Source organism: Campylobacter sp. IFREMER_LSEM_CL1097 (genome assembly GCF_025772225.1).
Lineage (GTDB): Bacteria > Campylobacterota > Campylobacteria > Campylobacterales > Campylobacteraceae > Campylobacter_D > Campylobacter_D lari_D.
Window position 1 is genome coordinate 34,403 of the sequence record NZ_JAKMRT010000003.1, and the last position, 20,617, is coordinate 55,019.

A 20,617-nucleotide genomic window follows, 5' to 3' on the forward strand; every position below is an offset into this window, starting at 1 on the left:
TTAAATTTTTAAATTAAGTTCATTATCTGAACAAATAGCACTAAATAAAACATCTGTTGAGCTATTTAAAGCTGTTTCAACGCTATCTTGAATAACCCCTATGATAAATCCAACCGCAACTACTTGCATAGCTATATCATAATCGATATTAAACAAAGAGCAAGCAAGCGGTATGAGTAAAAGCGAACCTCCGGCAACCCCACTAGCTCCACAAGCTGCAAATGCAGCTAATACACTCAAAAGCATAGCTTGTAAAAAATTTATTTCAATACCTACTGTATGAGCTGCTGCAAGACTTAGTATAGCTATAGTTACAGCTGCCCCTGCCATATTAATCGTAGCTCCTAGTGGAATAGAAATGCTATATAGATTATTGTTGATATTTAATTTAGAGCAAAGTGCCATATTTACAGGGATGTTTGCTGCAGAACTTCTTGTAAAAAATGCAAAAACAGCACTATGTTTTAAGCAAATAAAAATCAAAGGATAAGGATTTTTCTTCGTATAAGCAAAGACAATTAAAGCATTAATTACAAAGGCTACAAAAAACATGGTTAAAACTAAAATTATTAATAATTTAACATAACTTAAAAGTCCTGCTGCTCCTGTTTGGGCAACTGAATTAGCCACAAGTCCAAAAATTCCAAAAGGAGCAAGCTTGACTATAAATTTAACAATTTTTAATACACCCTCGTTTATATCAGTAAAAAGTTGTTTTGCATCATTAGAGCAATGTCTTAGAGCAAAACCTCCACCAATAGCCCAAGCTAATATGCTTAAATAATTTCCTGAAGATAAGGCATGGATCGGGTTGTCTACTACTTGAAATAGTAAGGTTTTAAATACTTCGCCTATATGCACAGGGCTTGTAGTGGAAGCTTTTTCAATATCGGTTAATACTAATTCTACAGGAAAGATAAAACTTATACTAACTGCGCTTAAAGAAGCTAAAAAGGTTCCAAAAATATACAAGAAAATAATGTGTTTTATTTTCTCACTTCCATGATTAAATTCTTTTGTGCAAATGGTTGTTAAAATTAAAATAAAAACTAAAATTGGTGCTATAGCTTTTAAAGCTCCTGTAAATAAAGCACCAAAAATATTTGCAAAAATAGCTAAATCTTTAGAAAAAATACCTACTAAAATTCCTAAAACAATACCTATGCAAATTTGTAAAATAAGATTTCCATCTTTATAGCGTTTGATTGCATAAGAAAATAAACTCATTTCTTACCTTTTTTGTAGTGATAAATTTAAATTTATTCTAGCAAAGTAAAGCTTAAATAAGCTTTTTGATTTTTAAGTTAGCTTGTGTTAAAATAAAGCTAGAATTTTTTATGATAAGGAATATAAAATATGTATTTATTTACTTCTGAAGTTGTTAGTGCAGGACATCCTGATAAATGTGCTGATATTATAGCTGATTCTATAGTTGATGCCTTTTTAACTCATGATAAAGACTCAAGGGTTGCTAGTGAGGTTTTTGTAGCAGGAAATAAAGTAGTAATTGGTGGTGAGATTAAATCAAAATATAAACTAGAAAAACAAGATTATGAAAATATTGTAAAAAAAGCTCTAGCAGATATTGGTTACAATGGAAATCCGCATTTTAGCAAAAAACAATGTTTGCACCCTGATGATTTAGATGTAATGGTATTTTTAAATGAGCAAAGTCCTGATATCAATCAAGGTGTTGATCAAGAAGATGGAGAGATTGGAGCAGGTGATCAAGGTATAATGTTTGGTTTTGCAAGCAATGAAGCAAAAGAATATATGCCAGCAGCTATTTCTTATGCTAGAATGCTTTGTGATAAAGTATATGAGTTTGCAAAAAACAATCCTGATAAACTTGGAGTAGATATTAAAACTCAAGTTACAATTGATTATGCAAATAAAGAAAATTTTGAAAATTGTAAACCTCAAAGTATCCATACTATTGTAGTTTCAGCTCCTTGTGTTGAAAGTATGAAAATAGAAGATTTAAGAGCTTTGGTGATGGATTTGATTTTGGATTCAAATTTACCAAAAGAGCTTTTTTGCCCAGAAAAAACAAGAATTTTAATCAACCCAACGGGAAAATATGTAAATCACAGCTCATTACATGATAGTGGTTTAACAGGAAGAAAGCTTATAGTAGATAGCTTTGGTGGCTATGCTCCAATAGGAGGTGGTGCACAATCTTCTAAAGACTATACTAAGGTTGATAGAAGCGGACTTTATGCTGCAAGATGGCTTGCTAAAAATATTGTAGCAGCAGGGCTTGCTAAAAAATGTATAGTACAACTTTCTTATGCTATAGGTGTGGCTAAACCAACTTCTGTAAGTGTGGATTGCATGGGAACAAATACAAGATTAAATGATGATATTTTAAGTGATTTTGTGATGAAAACTTTCCCATTAACTCCAAATTGGATTAAAAATAAATTCAATCTTGATAAACCAAGTAAAGATACTTTCATGTATGCTGATGTAGCTGCTCGTGGTCAAGTGGGTCAAGCTGATTATCCTTGGGAAAAATTAGACGCACTTGATGAATTTAAGGCATTATAAAATGAAGCTTTTAAGCTTCATTTTGCTTTAAAAGTTTTTCTTTTATCTTTAAAATCAATATCTCTTTTGGCTTAATTACCGCATTTTCTTTTCCATTAACTGCATGATATATGCTTACATTATAATTATTTGCATAAAAACGCATTAGAAAATTTTGTAATTTATACTCACTTGAAAAATTAAACCAAGCATTGTTTGAAATAGCGATGATGATTTTTGAGTGTTTGTAAAGTTTTTCTTTTGTAGCTTCAAAGCAGATAGCATTAGTGATGAGCTGATTATTTAGAGTGTATTGATTTAATTCTTTTCCTTTTGAAAATTCATCAATATTTAAAAGATATTTTTTAAAAAAGTTTTTAAATATAGGAATTTCTTCTCCAAAAGGTACAAGATAATGTTTGTTAAAAACTTGTATGTTGCCATTGTCAAATACATAAGTACTATTGTATAGATGATTAGGTGTAGTGCTTATAGCACCTGTGATGATGATGATTTGTTTTGATAAATCTTTTAAGGCTTGTAAATAACTTGGTGCTTTATTTAATGCAAAAGCAAAAGCAGTTTCAGGAAAAATAATTATTTCTTTACCTTCTTTTATAGTCTTGTTGATTTGATAAAATATATCTTTAGAATGAGTTTGTAAATTTTCTTGTATGAATTTTTGATCTTGGGAGATATTAGTTTGGATTAATTTATAGTCTAAATTTAGCGTTTGTGATTGTTTTTGATTATATTGAGCACCGATTAGAATAAGGATTAGAATAATTGCTATTTTATAATATCTTGAAATATATTTTTCATAATAAAAATAAGCAATCAAAAACATAGCTATAATACCTTGGTAACTTGCATCAAAGATTCCATATACACTTAAAACACCCCAATTTAGCCAATCAAAGCCAAAAGGATGAATAAAACAAAGTAAAAAAATTCCACAAAGTCTTAAAAAATCATATTTAAGAAAAAAACATACAAAAAACAAAAATCCATAAATTAATCCAATTAAGATAATTTCTAAAGGAATTAAATAAGCTAAATTAAAATAAATTGATGATAAACCTATCCACCAAAACCATAAAATTCCTATAAAAAAACCGGTGTAAAAATATCCTGCTTTACTTTTGTTTCTTAGTAATAAAATTAAACCATATATGCTTAAAAACGGTGAGATAAATTCGAAAAGTAAATTTTCAAAAAAAGAAAAATAAATAAAATTTGACAATAAAAGTGCAGAAAAAAAGGCTTTTATTATTTTAAAAGTGGTAGAATTAGAATTTATGAACTTAAAAAAAAGGGGAAGAAATGGCAGAAAACGGAAATATTTGGACTTCATTGTTGCCTCTCATTGTGCTTTTTGCAATTTTTTATTTTTTGGTTATTAGACCACAACAAAAACAAGCAAAAGACCATAAGTTGATGGTTTCATCTTTAGAAAAAGGAGATAAAATCATCACAAATGGTGGGATAATTTGCGAGGTGGTAAAACCAGAAGAGGATTTTATCAAAGTTAAGCTTAATGATGAAAATGTAGTTGTAAAAATTTCTAGAGATTTTATAGCAAAGAAAATTGATGCGTAGTGGAAAAATTACTTATAGAAGTATTATTTTCTTTGTAGTTTTTCTTATAGGGCTTGTTTTTTCTATACCTTCTTTTATGCAAACCCAAAGTGGTGCTAAGATTAACCTAGGACTTGATTTGCAAGGTGGTTTGCATATGTTATTAGGTGTAGAAGTGGAAGAGGCAGTTAAGTCAAAGGTTAAATCCATAGCCTCTTCTCTTAGTTATTCTATCAATAAAGAAGATATTATTGTTGATAAAATCAAAGTAAATGATACTAGTATTGAATTTAGTTTATTGGATGAAAATGATGTAGCTAAGGTTGATTTGTTGTTAAAAGACATTAAAGGCTTGGCTATTACACACGAAAATTTACACTACACACTTTCTTTAACCCAAGAAGAAATTAAATTAACTCATGAGCAAGCTATTTTGCAAGCTGTAGAAACAATTAGAAATAGACTTGATCAATTTGGTCTTGCAGAGCCAAATGTAGCAAGATCAGGTGAGGATAAAATTTTAGTCGAACTTCCAGGTATTAAAACTGCTGCAGATGAGGCTAGAGCTAGAGAACTTATTGCAAAAGCTGCACATTTGCAATTAATGGAAGTAGATGATGTTAGAATGGATCAGGTAAATAATCTTACTCCAGCTCAAGCTGCTGAATATGGAGATTTAATTTTTGAAGATGCAAAAAATCCTCAAATTAAATATCTAGTAAAATCTATACCTATTCTTGATGGCTCTATGCTAACAGATGCAAAAGTAGGTTTTGCGCAAAGTAATAATCTTCCTGTTATTAATTTTACCTTAAATTCAGAAGGTGCTAAAAAATTTGGAGACTATACAGGAAATAATGTAGGCAAACGCTTAGCTATAGTTTTAGATAATAAAGTATATTCAGCTCCAAGAATTAATGAAAGAATAGGTGGAGGTAGTGGTCAAATTAGTGGTAGCTTTACTGTTGAAGAAGCTCATGATGTGGCCATTGCTTTAAGAAGTGGGGCACTTTTAGCACCGGTTAAAATGCTTGAAAAAAGAAGTGTTGGACCATCTTTGGGTGCTGATAGTATTAAAATGAGTATGATAGCCCTAGCAGGTGCTTCTATATTAGTTATTGCATTTATGGTGATGTATTATGGTATAGCAGGAATTTTTGCTAATATTGCTTTAGTGGCAAATATTTTAGTGATTATTGCTGTAATGGCTATGTTTGGTGCAACCTTAACTTTACCTGGTATGGCAGGACTTGTGCTTACTGTAGGTATGGCAGTAGATTCTAATGTTATTATTAATGAAAGAATTAGGGAGTTATTGCGAGAGGGTGCTAGTATAAGGCAAAGTGTTGAAAATGGTTATAAGCATGCAATGAGCGCGATTTTAGATTCTAATATTACTTCGCTTATTACTTCAGTAGTACTTTATGCTTATGGAACAGGTGCGGTAAAAGGTTTTGCGGTGACTTTAAGCATTGGAATTTTAGTTTCAATGATTACTTCTATTGTTGGAACTCATGGTATGTTTGAAATGTTTATGAACCGTATGGAAAAAAGCAATAATACAAGATTATGGTTTGGATATAGGAGACCTTAATGCAATTTTTTAGTCAAAAGCATATTTATGATTTTATGAGAATGAGATTTGCAGCCATCTCTTTGTCTTTTATTTTATTTTTTGGTTCTATTTTTATCCTTTTTACTAAGGGTTTGAATTTTGGTATTGATTTTACCGGTGGAACTTTGATACAACTTCAATATGAGCAAAAAGCACCCTTGGCTGAAATTCGTAAAGCTTTATCTATAAATGAAAATTTAAAAGGAGCTAGTGTTACCGAATTTGGTAGTGCTAATGAAGTTATTATTCGTTTTTCAGGAAGTAGCGATAGCTTGGGAAGTGATATTGGAGTAAGTATTGCAAATTTGTTAAAAGATACAGGCAAATTTGAAGTGCGCCGCGTGGATGTAGTAGGTCCAAAAGTAGGAGATGAACTGCGTAATAAAGGTCTTATGGCGGTTGGAATTTCTTTGATTGCTATTTTGATTTATTTGGCAGTGAGATTTGAATGGCGTTTTGCTATGGCTTCTATTGTGTGTGAAATTCATGATATAGTCATTACTTTAGGTGCTATTGCATTATTTGAAATAGATGTAAATTTAGATATTTTGGCGGCTGTTTTAACTGTGCTTGGATATTCTTTAAATGATACGATTATTATTTTTGATAGGATTAGAGAAGGTGTTAAAACAAGTAAAAATTCAAAACTTGATTTAATTATTAATGAATCAGTTTCTGCAACTTTATCAAGAACTACTTTAACAACGGGTTTAACTTTAATCACTGTTGTAGTGCTTTATTTCTTTGGTGGATCTATGATAGAAGGTTTTGCTCTAACTATGATAGTGGGTATTGTGGCAGGTACTGCAAGTTCTATATTTGTAGCAAGTCCAGCACTTTTATGGTTCAAATTTAGTGTTACGCAGTATCGTCAAAAAGAATTAGAAAAAGTAAAGAAAAAACAAGAAAAAGAGAAATTAAGAGCGATGTATGAAAAAGGAACGGTGTAAAAATGAATTGGGGTAAGGTTATTTATATCTTTTTTGCTCTAATGAGCTTAACTACAACCGCAGGATTTTTATATGATCAAAATGAAGTTGCATTATTTATTGCAGCTTGTGTGAATTTAATTTCTACTTTATTGAAAATCGGAGTTAGAAATTTCTTAGCAGCTGAATTATTTGCTAGTTCTTTAGTGGCTGATTTGCATTTAATTCCAGCTTTTGCTTTAATACAAATTAATCCAGAAGCTAATGTTATGGTTTATACTTTAGCAATTGGTGCTTTGATAGCTAATATCTTTTCAATGATTTTAGTTATAGTTGATTCAGTAAAAAGTCAAGAAGAAAATTAGGAGTTAAAATGGCATATGAGGCAGGTAAAATAGAAAAAAAATGGCAAAAAATTTGGCAAGAAAAAGAATATTTTGAGCCAAAAGATGATTTTTCTTTACCAAAAAAATATATTTTATCTATGTTTCCATATCCAAGTGGTAGAATTCATATGGGACATGTGAGAAACTATAGCATAGGTGATGCTATGGCTAGATATTATAGAAAAAAAGGTTTTAATGTCTTACATCCTATAGGTTTTGATAGTTTTGGTATGCCTGCTGAAAATGCTGCGATAAAACACGGTATTCATCCTAAGAAATGGACTTATGAAAATATTGATTATATGCAAAATGAACTTGCTTCTTTGGGCTTTTCCTTTTCTAAAAAAAGAATGTTTGCTACTTCTGATCCTTTATATACTAAATTTGAGCAAGAATTTTTCATCAAAATGTATGAAAAAGGACTTGTTTATACTAAAGAAGCTGAAGTTAATTGGTGTGAGAATGATAAAACAGTCTTAGCAAATGAGCAAGTTGAAGATGGCAAATGTTGGCGTTGTGGACATGAAGTCATTAGAAAAAAAATGCCAGGATATTATGTAAAAATTACCGCTTATGCAGATGAATTATTGCAAGATCTTAAAAAATTAGAAGGAAAATGGCCAAGTCAGGTTTTGACTATGCAAGAAAATTGGATAGGTAAAAGCACAGGACTTAGTTTTGATTTTGATATAGAAGAAAATGATAAAATCAGTGCAAAAAAGATCAATGTTTTTACAACAAGAGCTGAGACTATTTATGGAGTGTCTTATATTGCTTTAGCACCTGATCATGAAATAGTAAACGAATTAATTGATAAAAAATTACTAGATCAAGATACTATCATAAAAATTCAAAATATACAAAATCAAACACCCCGCCAAAGACAAGCTGCACCAAAAGAAGGATATTTTTTAAATCTTCATGTAATCCATCCACTAAGTAAAGAAAAAATTCCTTTATGGGTAGCTAATTTTGTTTTAAGTGATTATGGTAGTGGGGCTGTTATGAGTGTGCCTGCTCATGATGAAAGAGATTATGAGTTTGCAAAAACTTATAATTTAGCTATAAAAAAAGTAATTTATAAAGATGAAAATGACGCACAATGTTACACTTTAAAAGAAGGTGTTTTAACCAATAGTGGCGAATTTGATCAATTAGAATGTAATGATGCTAGAGAAAAAATTAGTTTAAAAATTGAATCTTTGGGTATTGGTAAAAAGGTTACCAATTTTAAAATTCGTGATTGGGGTGTTTCTAGACAAAGATATTGGGGTGCTCCTATACCAATGATTAAGTGTAATTCTTGTGGCATAGTTCCTCAAAAAATAGAAAATTTACCTATTACCTTGCCTGAAGATGTGATTATAAATGGAGAGGGAAATCCACTTGATAAGCATGAAATATGGAAAGAGTGCATTTGTCCAAAATGTGGCAAAAAAGCACAAAAAGAAAGCGATACTTTAGATACTTTCTTTGAAAGTTCTTGGTATTTTGCGCGTTTTGCAAGTGATGATAAAACATGGCAAGAAAAAGCGGTAGATGAAAAAAGTATTAATTATTGGATGAATGTTGATGAATATATTGGCGGGATTGAACATGCGATATTGCATTTACTCTATGCTAGATTTTTCCAAAAAGCACTTAGAGATTTGGGTTATTTAAAAGATGATGAGCCTTTTAATAGACTTTTAACCCAAGGAATGGTCACTAAAGATGGTGCTAAGATGAGTAAATCTAAGGGTAATGTAGTTGATCCTGATTATATTATAGAAAAATATGGAGCAGATAGTGCAAGATTGTTTATATTGTTTGCTGCACCACCTGCTAAAGAACTTGAATGGAACGATAGTGCGCTAGAGGGTGCGTTTAAATTTATCAATAGGCTTTATGAAAAGGCTATGAGTTTAGAATGTGGAAAATTACAAGAAATTGATCATCAAAGTTTAAATAAAGAAGAAAAATATGCTAGATTAAAAGTATATGAAGCTTTGAAAAAATCTTTTGAAGTTTATGAAGAAAGTTTTGCCTTTAATACCTTAATAGCTGCATGTATGGAAGCTCTAAATGCCTTAAATGCTATAAATCATAAAGAAGTTTTAAAAGAAGCTTTTTATATTATTTTAAATATTTTAGAGCCTATTATCCCTCATGTTTGTTTTGAGCTTAGCGAGCATTTGTTTAAATGTGAAAATTTTAAAGTATTAAAAATAAAAGAAGAAGTTTTTGTAAAAGATAGTTTTAATATAGCTATTAGTGTTAATGGTAAAAAAAGAGCACAGATTGAAATAAATTCAGATGCTAAAGAAGATGAGATTTTAGCTTTGGCTAAAGAAAATGTTGCAAAATGGCTAGAAGGAAAAACCATTGTAAAAGAAATTTATATTGATAAGAAATTGGTAAATTTGGTGGTTAAATGAAAAAATATTTAATATCTTTTTTTGCTTTTTTTATTATATCTTGTGGATATATCCCATCATCTCAAATGGCAAGTAGGGTTTTGGGTGAAAATGTATTTTTGAAAATCAATATTAGTAAACAAGATCCCGAAAATAGTGTTTATATAACAGATATTTTAAGAGAAGCTATGCTTAATAAGCTTGGCAGAAAAGTCACAGATGAACATAATGCAGATAGTTCTATTATAGTTACGATGAAAAAGTTAGAATTTCATCCTATGGTGTATGATAGAAATGGCTATGTAGTTAATTATAAAGCAGAGCTTTACTTGGAATTTCTTATGCGTTATAAAAATGGTAAAGAAGAAGTTGTAAATACCAAGGGAAGTTATAATTTTGATATTAATCCAAATTCTATTATTAGCGATCAAGCTAGATTTGAAGCAATTAAAAATGCATCAAGTGAAGCTTTTGATGAATTTGTTTCTATCATAGCTATTAGGGGTTATAAATAAATGGCAAGTCATATCAATGAGATTGCAAAAGAAACATTGATAAAATTAAAAGAGCGTAAGTTGCATCCAACTCCTGAAAATTATAGTGAGGTATTTGAAGAATGTGCTAAAAAAGCGGGAGTGATGAGTTTTAATAAAGCAAGGATAGAAAAATATACTAATCTTTTAGATGATATTTATAAGCAAGAGCTAAAAGGAAAAAGCATTCGAACTATTGATGAGTTTTTGATGTTTTTAGTTTCTAGGCTTAATAGGCAAGTAAGTAGAAAATATGAAGATGTTTATGCTTTGCTTGATTTGATTGTGCATCAGCTTAGTATTAGCAAAGATAAAAAAATCAAAGAACTAGCAAAAATTACTCAACACAGATTATCTCAAGCTATGGATTTAGAAACCATATATCTTTTAAGGGCTAAATGGAGAGAGCTTGAAAAATCTTATGAGGATTATGAGCTTTTAAAAAAATTAGAAGAATTTAATATTCGAGCGTTTTTGGATTTTCACACTTTAGTTGAAAAACTCATTGTTATGTTAAAGGAGAGATCTTATGAGAAGCAGGCTGAACTTTTACTAGCTTCTTTGGAGTCTTTGTTTGGAGTAAGTAAAGAGCTTGAGCAGTTTAAGCAAAATTTAAAAGAAAATCCTAAATTAATTGCCAGGAAAGAATTTGCACATGAGTATTATTTAATGTTGCAAAAAAAAGAAGCAACAGATAAATATTATATACAAAAAAACCTTTCTTTTTTTAATCAGCACTTAGAAAGCTTAAATGAAATGGTATCAAAGCTTTATGATAACAGCCAAGAAGATGTGAAATTTATTAATGCTTTAACTAAAGATGAAAATGGTAATGTTCAAATTAATTTTGATACACTAAAAGATAAACTTTTGTATGCAAACGAGCAAATAGCGCAAATTAAAACTCAAATTCAAGCTACAAGTGACGATGAGCAAAGAGAGCAGTGGAGTCTTGCTCAAGAACTTAAAAAACTTGATGAAAACTATAAGCTTTATGCTGTTAATTATGCATTATGTTTTTTTAAAATTAATAATATAGAGCATGTTATTAATGTCTATGGTGTTGATAGCTTTAAGGCAATTAGTGGAAAGTTTAAAAAGATACTTAAAGATTTATGTAAAGATATGGGTGAAATTTGGATTTTAGATGAAAGTTCTTATTTGGTTATACTTCCGGGTAAAAATTTAGAAAGTGCTCAGATTTTTATAGAAAAAGCCTTAAAGCTTATAGATGATTATAAATTTATTTATAAAGAAGAAGTAGTTAAACTTATTTTATCATCTTCTTACATAGAAAAAAAAGAATTTCCAGATGGCGATATTTTAAAAGAATTAATCCAAAAAGCTTAGCATGAAATTTCAACAAACACTTTCACAAAAAACTATGTATGTGCAAAAAATTAGTAGATTTTTTATGTTTAGTATGTATGAGAAGTATAAAAAATTTATTCCAAAAACTAAAAATATCCAAATTATTGGCACTAATGGCAAAGGAAGTACGGGTAGATTTTTAGCGCTTTTACTTTTAGAGCAAGGATATAAAGTAGGTCATTATACAAGTCCACATATTTTTGAATTTAATGAAAGATTTTGGTTAAATGGCAAAATTGCAAGCAATGAACTTTTAGAAAAAGCGCATGAAAAACTAGAAAGTGTTTTTTTGGAAGATGTAAAAAAACTTAGTTATTTTGAATACGCTACTTTTTTAACTTTTTTTATTTTTAAAGATTGTGATTATGTGATTTTAGAAGCCGGAGTAGGTGGGGAGTATGATGCGACAAGTGTTTTTGAAATAGATTTTAGTATTTTTACTAAAATAGGATTTGATCATCAAGATTTATTAGGTAAAAATTTAGAAGAAATAGCAAGAACAAAATTAAAAGCCATGAGTGCCAAAGCTTTAATTAATCATAAGCAAGAAGCAAAAGTATTAAATTTGGCTCAAAAAATAGCAAATTTAAAACAAGCTAGTTTAAGTATCAGTTTGCTAGAAAAAAATAATTTTATTTATACTTATGTGCAAGAATATATTCAAAAATATAATTTTGCAACTTTTTTAAAAGATAATCTTTTTTTAGCTTTAGAAGCTTTTTCTAAAATTTGTGCTAAAAATGAAAAAGAATTAATTCAAAGTATCAATAATCTACCAAAACTTGATTTAAAAGGAAGGTGCGAACAAATAAGTCAAAATATTTTTATTGATGTAGGACATAATGAAATGGCGGCTTTAGCTTTAGTTGAAATTTTCAAGGAAAAAAAAGTTCATTTAGTTTATAATTGCTTTTTAGATAAAGATTCTTATAAAATTTTAAAGGTTTTAAAACCTATAATAAAAATAGTTGAAATTTATGATTATGAAAGTAAAGATAGACCTTTGGCGGGTTCTGTTTTGCTAGAAAATTTAGAAAAATTAGATATTGTTTATCAAAAATTTGAACAAATAAAAAAAGATGAGTTATATTTAGTTTTTGGTTCTTTTGTATTGGTAGAAAAATTTTTAAGAGGCTATAATGAAAGATAAATTTACGCTAACTATTACAGATGTAAATGGTTCTAGACATTTTTTATTAAGTCAGATTATAAAAAAAGTAATAATTTATTTTACTACTTTTGTTTTTGTTGTTATAGTTTTAGGTGCTTTATATATTAATTATCTAGCAGATAAGCGTTCAGAGCTTTTAAAAGAACAAGAAATATTATCTTCAAAGAATACTAAATTGTTTTCTCAAAATGAGAGTATGCAAAAAAGTTTAGAAGAAAAAACAGCCTTATATGATGAACTCCAAACCCAACTTGCAGATATTGAGGATAATTTAGGCTTAAAGCAAGATGAAAGTTTAGATATACCAGAAAGATTAGAAAAAGTCAAACTTACTAATGATCAAGCTTATTTATTTTTAACACAAATTCCAAATGGTCATGTGATAGAAGATAATGGAGTCACAGGTAATTTCGGATGGCGTCATCATCCTATATTAAATAAAAAAGAATTTCATCCAGGTATTGATTTAAGAGCAGCTTTAAAAACTCCTATTTATGCGCCTGCAAATGGAGTGGTTGAATACGCTGCATATAGCAATAATGGTTATGGTTACTCAGTGATTTTGATCCATAATTTTGGTTTTAAAACGGTTTATGCGCATATGACGCGTCAGGATGTTGTCAAAGCAGGGCAATTTGTAAAAAAAGGTGATTTGTTGGGTTATACAGGAAATACAGGTCTTTCTACGGGGCCGCATTTGCATTATGAGGTTAGATTTATTAATAAACTTTTAGATCCTAAGATTTTTATAGATTTAAACCGAAAAAACTATGAACAAATTTTTGAAAAAGAAAGGAGAGTGCCATGGCAATCTTTAATAAAGGCTCTATTGCTGCAGTATCCGAAACTACAGTCATTTCAAACGGAGCAAAAATAGAAGGAAAATTTTATTTTGATTCTATGCTTCATTTAGATGGAGAAATTACAGGAGTAATTAATTCTTCTAATGTGATAGTGATAGGTAAAAGTGGTGTTTTAAAAGGACAAGTTAAGGCAAGTAAAATAGTAATCAATGGAGTTTTTGAGGGAGAAATGCAAGTTGATTCTTTAGAAATTTTATCCGGCGGTGTGCTTAATGGTAATATCATAGTTAAACAATTAAGTATTGAAAATGGTGGGAAATTTAACGGAAGTAGTAAAATAATTGAAAAAGAAGAAGAGCTTGCAACTATTGATGTGAGTATAGAAAATTCAGAAAATGCAAGCTAAATTATATGAATATTTATTAAGTAATAAAACTGAGTTAATAATTTGTGAGAATGATAAAGAAGCAGATGAATTAGCTCAAGTTTGCTTATTTTTAAAATTAAAAACTTTTATTTTACCTGATTTTAGAGCAGAATTTGGTAGCGATTTACGCTCTTTTTCTAAAGAACTTTTTGAAATTTGTAAAGTATTAAATGCTTATCATAAAGAAAATGAAAATAAAATTTTAATATCTCCTATAAAAACAATTTTGCAAAAATTACCAGGTAAAAAGCATCTAAAAAACATTATTCTTAAAAGAAATTCACTTCTTGCTTTAGAGAAATTTAAAGAAGAAATTTTACATAGTGGATATGAGTTTGTAGATATAGTTCAAGATAAGGGTGAAATTTCAATACGCGGGGATATTATAGATATTTTTGCGATTAACGAAGAACAACCTTTTAGAATTTTACTTTTTTCAGATGAGATAGAAAGTATAAGATATTTTGATATACATACGCAAAAATCAATCCCTGCTGAACTCTCTAATATAGAAATTTGTCCTTTTTTGAGTGCTTTTAGTCAAGAACAATATGAAAATTTACAAGAAAAAATTCAAAATTTCCAAAGCCAAAGTATTATAAACGATGTTAATTCTTTAGGTTTTTGGTGTGTTGATGATTTTTGTGATTATTTAGATTTAAATTTTGTAAGCATAAAAAAATTTGATGTAAATGATTTTGAAGAAGATATTAGTAAAATCAATCAAAATATTTTACCTGAACCAAAATTTTATAAAGATTTGGTAAGTTCTTATAATTATGATTTTTTCACTTTTCACAAAGATAAAAAAATTACTATTTTGGCAAAAAATGAAGCTTTGTTTAAAGCTTTAAATTTACAAGAATTTTCAAATATTAAATTAAAAATATCCCAAGAAAGAATTAATTTAAGTACTCAAGATGAGCTTATCATATCTTTAAATAAAAAAGAAAAAAATAAAAGAGTTAGAAAAGCAAGTTTGGTAATAGATGAACTTAGAGTTGGGAATTTTGTTGTGCATGAAGATTATGGTGTAGCTAAATTTTTAGGTCTTGAGATTATTGCAATAGCAGGAGCAAAAAAAGAATTTGTCGCTCTTGGGTATTTAAATAACGATAAGCTTTTATTGCCTGTTGAAAATTTATATATGATTGATAAATATATCGGTGTAAGTGGTGGCGTGCCTTTACTTGATAAGCTTGGAAAAGGAAGTTTTTTAAAAATCAAGGAAAGATTAAAAGAAAAATTATTTGCTATTGCTTCAAATATAGTTTCTTTAGCAGCGGCTAGAGCTTTGATAAAAGCAAAAGAATTAAAAATTTCTCAAGAATTACAAGATGAATTTATCAATAAGGCAGGATTTTTTTACACTAAAGATCAAAGTCAAGTTTGTCAAGAAATCACTCAAGATTTAAAAAGTATGCAGGTGATGGATAGGCTTTTAAGTGGCGATGTGGGTTTTGGTAAAACAGAAGTTGCTATGAACGCTATATTTACTTGTGTAAAAAGTGGTTATACGGCTTTATTTTTTGTGCCAACTACTTTGCTTTCAGCCCAGCATTTTAAAACCTTAAAACGAAGATTTGATTCTTTTGATATAGAGGTTTTTAAGCTAGATCGTTTTACTAGTGCTAAAGAAAAAAAACAAGTTTTAGCATTTTTAAAAGAAAATAAGCCTTGTGTAGTGGTTGGAACGCATTTTCTTTTAGGGGTTGAGTGTGAAAATTTGGGTTTAGTCGTGATAGATGAGGAGCATAAATTTGGTGTAAAACAAAAAGAAAAACTCAAAGAACTAAGTAAAAATTCACATATTCTATCTATGTCAGCAACGCCTATACCAAGAAGTTTAAATCAAGCTCTTAGCTCTTTAAAGTCATATAGTGTTTTACAAACTCCACCTGAGGATCGTTTGGATGTGCGTACATTTGTTAGAGAAAGTAATGACGCTTTGATTAAAGAAGCTATTTCAAGAGAATTAAGAAGAGCAGGACAGATTTTTTATATACACAATCATATAGCAAGTATTGATGGGTGTAAAAAATATCTTTTAGATTTGTTTCCAAATCTAAAAATTTTAATCTTGCATTCTAAAATTGATGCAAAAACTACTGAAGAAGAAATGATTAAATTTGAAAATAAAGAATATGACTTATTGCTTTGTACTTCTATAGTTGAAAGTGGTATTGATTTAGCAAATGCAAATACTATTATAGTAGAAAATTCAGATCGCTTTGGTATGGCTGATTTGCACCAACTTAGAGGAAGAGTAGGGCGTAGTGCTAAGCAAGGATATTGTTATTTTTTGATTGAAGATAAGGAAAAAATCACAAAAGATTCTTTAAAAAGACTTATGAGTTTAGAGAGCAATTCTTATTTAGGCTCAGGAAGCGTGCTTGCTTACCATGATTTAGAAATTCGTGGGGGTGGAAATTTATTAGGTGTGGATCAAAGTGGACATATAGAACAAATTGGTTATAGTTTGTATCTTAAAATGTTAGAAGATGAAATTAATAAGCTAAGTAAAAAAGAAGAAATTAAAGAGAAAAAAATAGATCTAAAGCTTAATATCAATGCTTTTTTAAATAGTGAGTATATTAGTGAAGATCGTTTGAGATTAGAACTTTACAGAAGACTTAGTAAGTGTATGAGTGCTAATGAAGTTTATGAGATAGAAAGTGAGATGAATGATCGTTTTGGAAGGCCTGATATCTTCACAAAGCAGTTTTTGGATTTAATTATCATAAAAATTTTAGCTAGCAAACATTATAAATTAGTGAGCAATTATGAACAAAATATTTGTTTTGTAAAAGATGATGAGAGCAAAGAAGTCATTAAAGCAAAAAGTAAAGACGATGATGATGTAATTGAGGCTATTTTGATGCATTTAAGAAAGAGTGAAAAAGCATGAGTGGATATGAAATTTTTAAAGCTTTAGTTAATGCAAATATTGTTTATAAAGATTTTGAATGGCTAGAAAATAATACTTTAAGTGAGTTTGAAATTTTAATTTCTGTAGTTTTAACTCAAAATACAAACTGGAAAAATGTATTGAAAGCTTTGATAAATTTAAAACAAGCAAATATTACCAAGATAGAAGATTTATCAAATTTAAACACTCAAGATTTAGCGTTTTTAATAAAGCCAAGTGGATTTTATAATACTAAGGCAAAATATATTAAAAATTTTACTCAAAAATATTTTCAATACTTTAATTCTTTTGAGCTTTTTAAAGAAGAAGTTGATAGAGAATGGCTTTTGGATATTAAGGGTTTTGGTCAAGAAAGTGCTGATGGAATTTTAAATTATATATGCAAAAAAGAAGTTTTAGTAGTTGATGCTTATAGTGCAAAAATAGCTAATTATTTAGGCTATGAGTGTCAAAGTTATGATGAGTTGGCAGATTTTTTAAAAAAAGACATAGCTAAAAATCAACAAGAATTGTGTGTTTTATTAAAAAAAGAATGTAAATTATATGAGCTTTATCAAATTTTTCATGCTTTGATTGTTTCTTTTTGTAAAACACATTTTCAAGGTAAAAAACTTTCAGAGGATGGTGTGCTTATTCTAGATCCTTTAAAATTTTAAATTTATTTTTTATTTAAAAAGTTATTTTTTTTACGATTAAAGTGCTATAATGTATTTAACTTCATAAAAAGGAGAAGTAATGAATACAAGTATAGTTGGAAAGCAATTTGAGCTAACTGAGTCTATAAAAGAGTATGTGGAAAAAAGCTTTGATGCTTTAAGTAAATATGGCTTAGATGTGATTTCTGCGCGTTGTGTTATAAGTGCTGATGAAAGGCATGGAAAGAAAGGATTTTGGGCTGAATTTAGCATTAATCTAGCCGGTATTAATACAGTGGTTGTAAAGCAAAAAGATAAAGACTTATATGCTGCTATAGATTTAGCTACTGATAGAATTTCTAAGGTTTTAAGAAGATTGCATGATAAAAATATTACCCATAAACATCAAGATGAGATAAAAGAAAATTTAGTATTACCGAGCTTGATTGAGGAAGATGAGATAGTTCCAACAGAACTTGAGCTATATAAGCCTTTGGAAATTGAAGAAGCATTGGAAAAATTAAAAGCAAGTAAAGATATATTTTTAGTTTTTAATGACATAGATGCAAAAATGAGGGTGTTATATAAGAAAAAAGATGGTAAATTTGGTTTATTTTAATAAAAATCTAGCCTTTTTTAAAGGCTAGATTTATTAGAAGAGTTTGTTAAAAATTTTATCTATTGCTTGATCTACTTTTTTACCTGTATTTTTAGCACCATCACTAGCATTTCCGCCTATTGTATTAACAATAGAATTTACAACACTTTTTGTATCAAGACTTACTTTAGGATCTTGTGTTGTTCCTTTTATAACACCTTTGAAGTTTGCTCTATCAATGACGATATTAAAAGGAATGTTTAATTTGGTACTTTTTGTATCAACCTTACCTTTGCTAATATTTATATTGCTTCTATCAGCCACTAGGTTTAAATTTAAATCTATAAGATTTTTGTTGATATTTATTTTGGCTTCACCGTTGCGATATACATCTTGAGTGATATCTTTTTGTAAAAGTAACATTAAAGCACCTGTGATAAGATTTTTCTTAAGTTGCCCATCGGCTAAATTCATTAGCACTACACCACTTTCTTTTAAAAGATTATAATCAATGCTTAAATTTGATTTTGCTTGGTAATAATCAGGCAAATCTAAGCTTTGAGTTAAATTTGAAAGATCGGTATTTTGCATTTTAGCGTTAAAAATATTATTTTTTAAAGTGGCATTTAATGAGCCGTTAAATATATTTTTACTATTAATACTTGCATCTATTAAAGCGTTTTTAAAATCAAATTTTCCTTCAAAATCAGCCTTGCCTTTTAAGTTTCTATCAACTAAAAATCCTAGCTTAGAAAAATCTTGCAATGATATATTATAAGTGCTTACTAGAGCCATTTGATTAAGATCAAATTTACCTTTTAATGAATTAATATTTGCAAATGAACTTAGAGCTTTAGCGTTAAAATCAATGATTGATTTAGAAATTTTTCCATCAAGATTGATTTTTGCTGAAGTATTCTTTGGAAATTTTTTCTCTAAAAGCTTGGATAATTCTACTTCATTAAAAGAAGAATTAATATTTGCTTTAAAATCACCATTAATATTGTTAAAATCAAGTGACTTTAAGTCAATATCTGCATTTACATCACCAAATGCTAAAACTTTTTTTCCTATCAAAGGAAAAAGTTGTTCTAGTTTTATATTATCAATCTTTGCTTGTAAACTTTTTCCATTGGATTTTGCATTGATAAGCCCTTGCATGATTTTAATATTTGCATCAAGATTTTGAATTTGATTTGACTTAAGATCAACTTTGGCATCTAAATTTAAAGGTCCATTGAGATCTTGTTTGGTTAAAGGTTTTAATTTGTTAAGATTATCTATAAAAGCACTAATTTGTACGTTTAAATCTTTGTTTGTAAGGTTATATGAACCTTTTAGTTGAGGTATTTTTGCTATGTTTGAATCAAGTAAAGCTTCATAATCAATCAAAGAATTTTTCGCATTTGCTTTAGCTTGTAAGTTAAAATTTGTTTTTGGAAAATCAAGATTGCTTAGTTTTTTAAATTCCATAACATTTATATTTGCATTGTTTAACCTAGTGTTTAGATTGAAATTTTTAAAATCAAGCCCTTGTGCTTTTAAATCTAAAACTAATTTAGAATTAATAAAAGCAGGTATGGATATGGTTTTTAAAAGTTCTGCTACTTCTATATTAGTTGTATTGATATTAAGATTATTATTTTCTAAAACAGCTTTTAAGCTACCACCAAATCCAAGTAAGTTAGCATCTAATTTTTGCAATTGATTGTTTGCAAAAAGTAAATTACCTTGAATTTGACTTTTACCTTGGAGTTTCATTTTGGCTAGAGATGAAAATTGATTAAAATCATCTATTTTGATATCAAAATCACTAGTTAAGCTTTGTTTTGCTATATCATAAATACTTTTTTGTGTATAAAGTTTGAAGAAGTTACTTAAAATTTCACTTTTAGAAATAACTTCATTGTTTTGGATTAAAGATCTTATTTCACCTTTTATATAGCTTTGTTTTGGTAAGCTTAGATTAAAATCTTTTTCAATTAGAGTATTGTTGATAGAACTTGTGTAAAAATTAATCAAAGCATTACCATTTGGTTTTAAATCTTTAGCTTGTATATCGCTTATAATACTAATTTTTCCTTGAGCATATCTTGGTAGATTAGCAAAATCTAAAATTTGAGCCAAATCTATATTTTTGCCAATAAATTCAAGATTTATAGGAGAAAAATCAACAATTTTTGCATCTAAGCTAAGATTAGAATCAAACAAAAATCCATTACCTTTTACTAAAAAATCACTACTTTTACCTACAGCACTACCTTTAAATGTAAAATCTTTATCACTTTTTAAGCCAAGATTTTGAATATAGTTTTGTTTAAGTCCTAAAAGATAGTTTAAATCAAATCCTAGTCTTAAAGGTGATATGCCACCTTCTATGTTAGCAAAAAATTTATCATCAATATTTGCTTTAATGTCAAGTTGTGAAAAACTAATTTTAAAATTTTCAAATTTAACATTCATACCGCTTTTTTGAGCAATAATCGTTTCGATTCTTGGCTTTAAAAAAGCATTACCCATGCTTGTAAATAATAATGTATATATAGCTAGAAATGCTATACACACTACACCTAAAAGAATGTAAAGAATTTTTTTCATGAGAAACCTTTATAATGATATATCATATAAATTTAGTGATATAGACTAAACTTATATGATATATTTTACTTAATTTATTGACAATTAACTTTCTTTAATGTATAATTCTATCACTCAAA

At 28.6% G+C, this 20,617-nt stretch carries 17 protein-coding genes; 14 read left to right on the forward strand and 3 right to left on the reverse strand.

Annotation, left to right across the window (positions count from 1 at the left end):
- The gene (gene sstT / locus L8W64_RS01700) at window positions 1-1,227 is read right to left on the reverse strand and encodes a serine/threonine transporter SstT (RefSeq protein WP_263659036.1); all 1,227 of its coding nucleotides are present in this window, start codon (window positions 1,225-1,227) and stop codon (window positions 1-3) included.
- Between the two features lie 129 nt (window positions 1,228-1,356).
- Here sstT and metK point away from each other — a divergent pair, with 129 nt between their 5' ends.
- Entirely contained in the window at window positions 1,357-2,550 is a 1,194-nt protein-coding gene (metK, locus tag L8W64_RS01705; RefSeq protein ID WP_133318704.1) for a methionine adenosyltransferase, read from the forward strand.
- A gap of 10 nt (window positions 2,551-2,560) precedes the next feature.
- Here metK and L8W64_RS01710 read toward each other — a convergent pair whose 3' ends face one another.
- Window positions 2,561-3,883 (reverse strand): apolipoprotein N-acyltransferase, encoded by a 1,323-nt coding sequence (locus L8W64_RS01710; protein WP_263672727.1) that lies wholly within the window; start codon window positions 3,881-3,883, stop codon window positions 2,561-2,563.
- Between L8W64_RS01710 and yajC the strand changes: the two genes are divergently transcribed.
- The 13 genes from yajC to hpf all read left to right on the forward strand — a co-directional run bounded on the left by yajC (window position 3,853) and on the right by hpf (window position 17,921).
- Entirely contained in the window at window positions 3,853-4,128 is a 276-nt protein-coding gene (gene yajC / locus L8W64_RS01715; protein WP_039618686.1) for a preprotein translocase subunit YajC, read from the forward strand. The genes L8W64_RS01710 and yajC overlap by 31 nt on opposite strands.
- Entirely contained in the window at window positions 4,121-5,701 is a 1,581-nt protein-coding gene (secD, locus tag L8W64_RS01720) for a protein translocase subunit SecD (protein WP_039628546.1), read from the forward strand. The genes yajC and secD overlap by 8 nt, the downstream gene beginning before the upstream one ends.
- Window positions 5,701-6,672, forward strand: coding sequence for a protein translocase subunit SecF (secF, locus tag L8W64_RS01725; RefSeq protein WP_258107597.1), 972 nt, complete (start codon window positions 5,701-5,703; stop codon window positions 6,670-6,672). Before secD ends, secF begins: the two co-directional genes overlap by 1 nt.
- 2 nt (window positions 6,673-6,674) lie before the next feature.
- Window positions 6,675-7,016, forward strand: a complete 342-nt coding sequence (locus L8W64_RS01730) for a DUF6394 family protein (protein ID WP_133318707.1) — start codon at window positions 6,675-6,677, stop codon at window positions 7,014-7,016.
- Window positions 7,017-7,024: 8 nt separating this feature from the next.
- Window positions 7,025-9,454, forward strand: a complete 2,430-nt coding sequence (gene leuS / locus L8W64_RS01735; protein WP_263672728.1) for a leucine--tRNA ligase — start codon at window positions 7,025-7,027, stop codon at window positions 9,452-9,454.
- Window positions 9,451-9,948, forward strand: coding sequence for an LPS assembly lipoprotein LptE (gene lptE / locus L8W64_RS01740; RefSeq protein WP_133318709.1), 498 nt, complete (start codon window positions 9,451-9,453; stop codon window positions 9,946-9,948). Before leuS ends, lptE begins: the two co-directional genes overlap by 4 nt.
- Complete coding sequence (locus L8W64_RS01745; protein ID WP_263666140.1) at window positions 9,949-11,316, forward strand: hypothetical protein; 1,368 nt, start codon at window positions 9,949-9,951, stop codon at window positions 11,314-11,316.
- A 1-nt stretch (window position 11,317) separates the two neighbouring features.
- Window positions 11,318-12,487 carry a Mur ligase family protein gene (locus tag L8W64_RS01750; RefSeq protein WP_263672729.1) on the forward strand — a complete coding sequence of 390 codons (1,170 nt, stop codon included), beginning with the start codon at window positions 11,318-11,320 and terminating at the stop codon, window positions 12,485-12,487.
- Window positions 12,474-13,385, forward strand: coding sequence for a M23 family metallopeptidase (locus L8W64_RS01755; RefSeq protein ID WP_243705623.1), 912 nt, complete (start codon window positions 12,474-12,476; stop codon window positions 13,383-13,385). Before L8W64_RS01750 ends, L8W64_RS01755 begins: the two co-directional genes overlap by 14 nt.
- Window positions 13,313-13,717: a bactofilin family protein gene (locus L8W64_RS01760; RefSeq protein WP_263660127.1), complete on the forward strand. Its 405-nt coding sequence runs from the start codon at window positions 13,313-13,315 to the stop codon at window positions 13,715-13,717. The genes L8W64_RS01755 and L8W64_RS01760 overlap by 73 nt, the downstream gene beginning before the upstream one ends.
- A complete protein-coding gene (locus L8W64_RS01765; RefSeq protein ID WP_263672731.1) occupies window positions 13,707-16,646 on the forward strand; it encodes a DEAD/DEAH box helicase in 2,940 nt (979 codons plus the stop codon). The genes L8W64_RS01760 and L8W64_RS01765 overlap by 11 nt, the downstream gene beginning before the upstream one ends.
- The gene (locus L8W64_RS01770) at window positions 16,643-17,323 is read left to right on the forward strand and encodes an endonuclease III domain-containing protein (RefSeq protein WP_263662500.1); all 681 of its coding nucleotides are present in this window, start codon (window positions 16,643-16,645) and stop codon (window positions 17,321-17,323) included. Before L8W64_RS01765 ends, L8W64_RS01770 begins: the two co-directional genes overlap by 4 nt.
- A gap of 79 nt (window positions 17,324-17,402) precedes the next feature.
- Window positions 17,403-17,921, forward strand: a complete 519-nt coding sequence (gene hpf, locus L8W64_RS01775; RefSeq protein ID WP_220566860.1) for a ribosome hibernation-promoting factor, HPF/YfiA family — start codon at window positions 17,403-17,405, stop codon at window positions 17,919-17,921.
- A 33-nt stretch (window positions 17,922-17,954) separates the two neighbouring features.
- Here the strand turns inward: hpf and L8W64_RS01780 are convergent, their stop codons facing one another.
- Window positions 17,955-20,498, reverse strand: a complete 2,544-nt coding sequence (locus tag L8W64_RS01780; protein WP_263672732.1) for a hypothetical protein — start codon at window positions 20,496-20,498, stop codon at window positions 17,955-17,957.
- Between the last annotated feature and the right edge of the window lie 119 nt (window positions 20,499-20,617).